Annotated in this window: 7 protein-coding genes and 1 pseudogene; 6 read left to right on the plus strand and 2 right to left on the minus strand. The window is 68.7% G+C overall.

The features are described from left to right. The 4 genes and pseudogenes from AACZ35_RS11505 to AACZ35_RS11520 all read left to right on the plus strand — a co-directional run. Positions 1-500 (plus strand): annotated as a pseudogene (locus AACZ35_RS11505) (peptidase); the annotation flags it as partial. Between the two features lie 16 nt (positions 501-516). Next, positions 517-711 (plus strand): hypothetical protein, encoded by a 195-nt coding sequence (locus tag AACZ35_RS11510; protein WP_339829380.1) that lies wholly within the window; start codon positions 517-519, stop codon positions 709-711. Positions 712-715: 4 nt separating this feature from the next. Beyond that, the gene (locus AACZ35_RS11515) at positions 716-1804 is read left to right on the plus strand and encodes a DUF1615 domain-containing protein (protein ID WP_339829383.1); all 1089 of its coding nucleotides are present in this window, start codon (positions 716-718) and stop codon (positions 1802-1804) included. Between the two features lie 103 nt (positions 1805-1907). Continuing rightward, positions 1908-2555, plus strand: coding sequence for a peroxiredoxin-like family protein (locus AACZ35_RS11520; RefSeq protein ID WP_339829385.1), 648 nt, complete (start codon positions 1908-1910; stop codon positions 2553-2555). Positions 2556-2561: 6 nt separating this feature from the next. Here the strand turns inward: AACZ35_RS11520 and AACZ35_RS11525 are convergent, their stop codons facing one another. Both AACZ35_RS11525 and AACZ35_RS11530 read right to left on the minus strand, forming a co-directional pair. Continuing rightward, on the minus strand, positions 2562-3206 hold the full coding sequence (locus AACZ35_RS11525) for a hypothetical protein (protein ID WP_339829387.1): 645 nt from the start codon (positions 3204-3206) through the stop codon (positions 2562-2564). Beyond that, on the minus strand, positions 3190-4155 hold the full coding sequence (locus AACZ35_RS11530) for a hypothetical protein (RefSeq protein WP_339829389.1): 966 nt from the start codon (positions 4153-4155) through the stop codon (positions 3190-3192). Before AACZ35_RS11530 ends, AACZ35_RS11525 begins: the two co-directional genes overlap by 17 nt. A gap of 134 nt (positions 4156-4289) precedes the next feature. Between AACZ35_RS11530 and AACZ35_RS11535 the strand changes: the two genes are divergently transcribed. Both AACZ35_RS11535 and AACZ35_RS11540 read left to right on the plus strand, forming a co-directional pair. Beyond that, entirely contained in the window at positions 4290-5432 is a 1143-nt protein-coding gene (locus tag AACZ35_RS11535; RefSeq protein WP_339829392.1) for an NAD-dependent epimerase/dehydratase family protein, read from the plus strand. Positions 5433-5523: 91 nt separating this feature from the next. Continuing rightward, a partial coding sequence (locus AACZ35_RS11540; protein WP_339829394.1) for a cytochrome c occupies positions 5524-5936 on the plus strand: 413 nt, incomplete at its 3' end.

Raw genomic sequence — 5936 nt, forward strand, 5'->3', positions numbered from 1 at the left:
GCAGCTTTGTGGCTGACAGCCCCTGCGCCGAATCGGCCGCGCTGGTGAATTTCGTCGGGCCGATGGCCGACCGGTTCGTGCTGCACATCGACCTGCACGAAACCACCGACACCGACGATTCCGAGTTCCGCCCGGCCAAGGCCTCCCGCGACGGCAAGACCACCGAGCCCGAGGGCATCCCGGACGGGTTCTACCTGTGCGGCGACACCGAAGACCCGCAGCCGGATTTCCAGCAGGCGATCATCGCCGGGGTGGAAAAAGTGACCCATATCGCCCCGGCCGACGAGAAGGGCGAAATCATCGGTTCGAAAGTCGTGGCGCACGGCATCATCAACTATCCCTGCCGAGACCTGGGCCTTTGTGCGGGTCTTACCCGGGCGAAATACCGCAGCACCACCGAGGTTTACCCCGACAGCCCGCGCGCCACGCCCCGGCAGTGCAACGACGCCCAGGTGGCGGCCGTGCGCGCGGCGCTGGACTACGCGCTGGCGAACCCCTGAGCGCGGGGTCCGGACGATGAACATGCCTCCTGCGTTTTATTATTTCTTCCCGGCCGCGGTCCTGCTGCTGGTTTACGCGCCGATTACGTGGGCCCGCGTGCGGGCCGGCAGGCGGCCCACCCGCTGGACCTATCTCACCTGGGTGCTCGTGGCGGCAATGTTCGTCTACGCCGTGGTCATGGGCGTGCTGGCCCTGCAGCAGGCGGCCTGAGGGTTTGCCTACGGTCCGCGCCCTGCGCCTGACCGGCCTGGCCCTGTTCGCGCTGCTGCTTGGCGCCTGCGCCACCGCGCCGCGCGGGCCTTCGTTGCAAGAGGTCCGGGAGGACGTGGCCCGCCGCATCCCGGCGAACGTGGCGGACCGGCAAGGCTGGGCCACCGACATCGCCGTGGCCATGCAGGCGCAGAGGATTCCGGCCAACCCCGAGAACATCTGCTCGGTGCTGGCCGTGCTTGAACAGGAATCGGGCTACGTCGCCGACCCGGTGGTGCCGAACCTGGCCAGGGTTTCGCGGGCCGAACTCGAACGCCGCGCCAAGGCAAAACACATCCCGGTTTTCGCCCTGAACACCGCGCTGAAGCTGCCGTCCAGCGACGGCCGCAGTTATGCCGAGCGGCTGGCGGTGGTTCGCACCGAGCGTGAGCTCAGCGAGGTGTACGAAGACCTGGTCGGCCGCGTGCCGCTGGGCAAGCGCCTGTTCGAGAACTGGAACCCGGTGCAGACCGGCGGGCCGATGCAGGTGTCGATCCCGTTCGCCGAAGCCAATGCCCGCGGTTATCCCTACGAAATGCAAGGCAGCATCCGCCGCGAAGTCTTCACCCGCCGCGGCGGCATGTATTTCGGCATCGCCCACCTGCTGGGTTATGAAACCCCGTACGTGCGCAAAGTGCATCGTTTCGCCGACTACAACGCCGGCTGGTACGCCAGCCGCAACGCCGCCTTCCAGAACGCCGTGGCGGTGGCCACCGGCCGCGAGCTGGCGCTCGACGGCGACCTGCTCAATCCCGGCGCGCCGCTGGACCAGCCCGGCGAAACCGAACGTGCCGTGCGGCAACTCGGCGGGCAGCTGGGCCTGGACGATCGCGGCATCCGGCGCGCGCTGGGGCAGGGCGACCGGCTGGACTTCAACGACAGCGCGCTGTTCCGCCAGGTCTTTGCCATTGCCGAAGCACGGGCCGGCAAGACCCTGCCGCGCGAACTGCTGCCGGGCATCCGCCTGGAAAGCCCCAAGATCACCCGCGAACTGAGCACCGCCTGGTTCGCCAATCGCGTATACGACCGCTACCGGCGCTGCCTGGCCCGCTGAACCAAGCCTTGAAGCAGGCGTTGCGCGGCTCCAGCTGAAGGGTTCACGAATCCTTTTTCCCTTTGCGGCACTCTGGGGAAGGGAACTCACGCTGGAGACCACCATGATCCGCCACGCCCTTGCCGTACTTATGCTCACCGCTGCCAGCGGTTGGGCCGCCGCTGCCGAAATCGCCGCCTCGGCCACCGAGATCCGTCCCATCCTGCTGGGCTCGAAGATGCCCGACGTCGCCCTGCGGACCGTCGAGGGCAAGCCCACCACGCTGGCCAGGCAGGTCGCCGGCAAACCCGCGATCCTGGTGTTCTACCGCGGCGGCTGGTGCCCTTACTGCAACCTGCAGCTGAGCGAGCTGCGCCTGGTCGAGGAACAGGCCAAGGCGCTGGGTTACCAGATGATCGCCATCAGCCCGGACCGTCCGGAAGAACTGTCGAAGTCGCTCGACACCGGTGACCTCACCTACACGTTGCTGTCCGACAGCCAGGCCGATGCTCTGCGCGCCTTTGGCATCGGCTTCCGCGTCGATGACGCCACCGCAGCCAAGTACAAGGAATACGGCATCGACCTGGAAGCCGCGTCCGGCGCAAGCCATCGTGCGCTGCCGGTGCCTTCGGTTTTCATCGTCGATGCCGAAGGCACGCTGCAGTTCGGCTACAGCCATCCGGATTACACGGTGCGCATTCCCGGTGACGTGATCCTGGCCGCGGCCAAGGCCATCGCCGAACGCCGCGACCACCTGCAGCCCAAGCGCTGACCGGGCTTATTTGCCCTGGGCGGCGGTCAGCTGCGCCGCCGGCAGCCGCCAGCCCAGGGCCTTCACCAGCGCCAGCACGCCGAAGTAGAAGACGCCGAAGGCAATCACCGACTGCGGGTGCGTCAGCCAGTGGCCGCCATCGCCGGGCAGATCGGCGGCGGCAACGATCGCGCGGTCGAGGCCAAGACGCGGCAGGGGCAGGAAGGTGGTGAGGAACACGCCGGCCAGGTAGGCCATCACGCCGATGGCCCAGTCCGAAGCCAGTTGGTGGCGCTTGTCGGCGCTGGGCAGCGGCTGCAGCACCAGGGCCAGCTTGCCGGCCAGCAGCCAGCCCAGGGCCAGCAGCGGCCACCAGGCCTGGAACTGCCAGGCCCAGGCCGCGATGAACACGAGATAGAACGCGCCAAAACCGAGGATCGGCTTCCACCGGCTACCGGCCTGGCCCTCGCGCGCCAGCACGATCCCGCCCAGCATGCCGGCCGCGTGCACCAGGATGAATTCCACCAGCATCATCAGCAGGCCCGTGCGCAGGGCCTGCGGCCACAGCAGCTGCGGCGCCACCCACAGCACCACGAAAAACCCCGCCGTCAGCGCATCGGGCAGGGCGCCCAGCAGCCGCACCGCCGGGTGTGCCTTATGCCTGGTCGGCATGCTCTTCTTCCTCGTCTTCGTCCGCGCCGCGCCACCACGCGAAGCCATCAGCGGGTGGGCCTGGTTCGTGGGCGGATCGCGTGATCGATTCCGGTTTCCGGCCCGATCCGGCGGCCGCCCAGTCCCGGAGCAGGCGTTCTGCCGAGCTATGCGCCTGCGCCGCCAGGCCGAGATGCCGCTCCGGGTTCCAGCGTGGTTGCTCTTCGTCCTGGTCGTGGTGGTCGTGGGCGATGCCCAGGCTGCACTGCCTGCAAAGCGCGCGGACGCTGGACGTCCAGTCCTCGGCCAGGCCGATTCCGGGCCGCTGCATGCGCAGCAGTTCTTCGATGTCTTCGGGCGCCGGGCAGGTCAGTTCCACTTCAAAAGTGTCGAAATGTGAACGTTCGAGGCGCTGGAAGACATTCAGGACCGGATAGGTGCGCCCGTGGGATTCACGCCGTCCGGTGCTGGCGCCGTCGTGCAGCACGACGTCGCCGAAGCGGTAGCCACTTTCGGGGTAGGGCACGTTTTCGATGCGGGCGCGGCAGGGGTCGAGCCGGCTTGCCCACAGGGTTTCGCCCTCGTCCCAGGCGTTGAGCCGAACGCAGGCCCGGCCGAAGTTGCCCAGGACGGGACCGGTGCCCGGGGCGATCCGGATGCCCGCCTGTTCCCAGCACTGGCGCGCCTGCGACCAGTCGCCCAGCCCGGTGGCGGCGATGCCGGCATTCCATAGGGTGGCTTCGTCGGGCCCTTTGAACAGCGCCAGGGCGCGCAGGTTGCAGGCCAGGCTTTGCGCCCACTCGAAGCGGTACTTGTGCACCAGCCCCAGCATGTACTGGAAGGCGGGGTTGTCGGGCTCCGCCTCGGCGAGGCGTCCGAACAGCGGCAGGGCGGCTTCCAGTTCCCCTGCGTCCACCGCGGCATAGGCGCGGGCGTAGAGCTCGGTTTCCTTGAGGGCCAGGTCGGTCATGGCGGGCTCGTGAAGGGGGCAAGGGGCAGTCTACGTGCCCGCCGGCGGGACCCCAACTTTCGCCATGTGCGGCCGGCGCCGGGGCCTGCCACTGTGCGAGCCTGACGCCGCGCCCACCAACCCAGGGGAACACCATGACCACCCGTCGCGACCTGCTCAAGCTCGGGGCCCTTGCGGCCGCCGGCGCCGCCTTGCCGTCCTTCGCCGCCGCGTCCGCGGCCATGGCGAACATTCCGAAGGCGGCGAAGCCGCTGAACATCCTGATCCTGGGCGGCACCGGCTTCACCGGGCCCTTCCAGGTGGCCTATGCACTGGCGCGCGGGCACAAGGTCACCACCTTCAACCGCGGCAAGCGCCCGGCGCTGGAGTGGGCGGACCAGGTGGAGCAGCTTTCGGGCGACCGCAATACCGGCGACCTGAAGTCACTCGAGGGCCGCAAGTGGGACGTGTGCATCGACAACCCCACCAGCCTGCCGTACTGGGTGCGCGACGCCGGCAAGGTGCTGGCAGGCAACGTCGGGCATTACCTGTTCATCTCCACCATCTCGGTGTACGCCGACGGCAGCAAACACGGCATTGATGAAGACTCGGGACTGGCGCAGTACGCCGGCAAGGATGCGATGGCCGAGACCTGGGAAAGCATGCGCGCCAACATGGAACTCTACGGCCAGCTCAAGGCCCTGAGCGAAGCCGAGGCGCACAAGCAGTTCGGCAAGAACGTCACCATCGTGCGCCCGGGTTACATCGTCGGCCCGCGCGACGAAACCGACCGTTTCACCTACTGGCCCAAGCGCATCGCGCAAGGCGGCGAGATCATGGTGCCCGGAGACGGCGACGACCCGATCCAGATCATCGACGGCCGCGACCTGGGCGAATGGATGATCCGCCTGGCCGAAAACGGCACCACCGGCGTGTTCAATGCCTGCGGCCCGGACTACACGCTGACCATGGACGCCGCCGTGCACGGATGCCACGCGGTGACCGGCGGCCCGGCCAGCTTCACCCACGTGCCGCCGGAATTCATCGAGAAAAACGAAGTCGCGCTGCCGATCTGGGTGCCGCGCGCCGGCTCGCCGTACTCGGGCTATGGCACGGTCAGCAATGCCCGCGCCATCGCCGCCGGGCTGACGTTCCGGCCGCTGGCCACCACCGTGGCCGACCTGCTGGCCTGGTACCAGGGCCTGCCGGAAGCGCGCCAGGCCGAGGTGCGCGCCGGCATTTCCCGCGAAGCCGAGGCTGAGCTGCTCAAAGCCTGGCACGCGCAGAACACCGCCTGAGCCGCCACGTCATGCCTCTGCCCATGGCCGGTCCGCGACGGACCGGCCGTGTGGCAAAGTAGGGACACTTCCCGCGGAGCGCATGACCGGCATGATCCCATCCAGCCCCAAAGTCCTGCTGGCAGCGCTGCTGCTGGTCTCGCCGCTGGCCGTATCGGCCCAGGCCCGGCCCGCGCCGCCGCCGCTGCCCCCCGAAGACGCCGCCGCCGCGGAAGCCGACTACCAGCGTTACTGCGCCCTTTGCCACGGCCCCGACCGCGCCGGCCATGCCAATGACCACGCGCCCTCGCTCAAGTCCGAATCGCTGCTTCGCACGGCCTTCCCCTGGGTGCTGCGCGAATCGATCGCCTACGGCCGCCCCGGCACGCCGATGGGCGGCTACCTGGACGAAATCGGCGGCCCGATGAGCATGGCCGAAGTGCGGCGCATGGTGATGTGGCTGCGCGAACAGGGCGGCGGCCCGGAGCCGGTCGATCATCTCGGGTTCGGTGCCGTCGGAATACG

The sequence above is a fragment of the uncultured Arenimonas sp. genome (assembly GCF_963976025.1).
GTDB lineage: Bacteria > Pseudomonadota > Gammaproteobacteria > Xanthomonadales > Xanthomonadaceae > Arenimonas.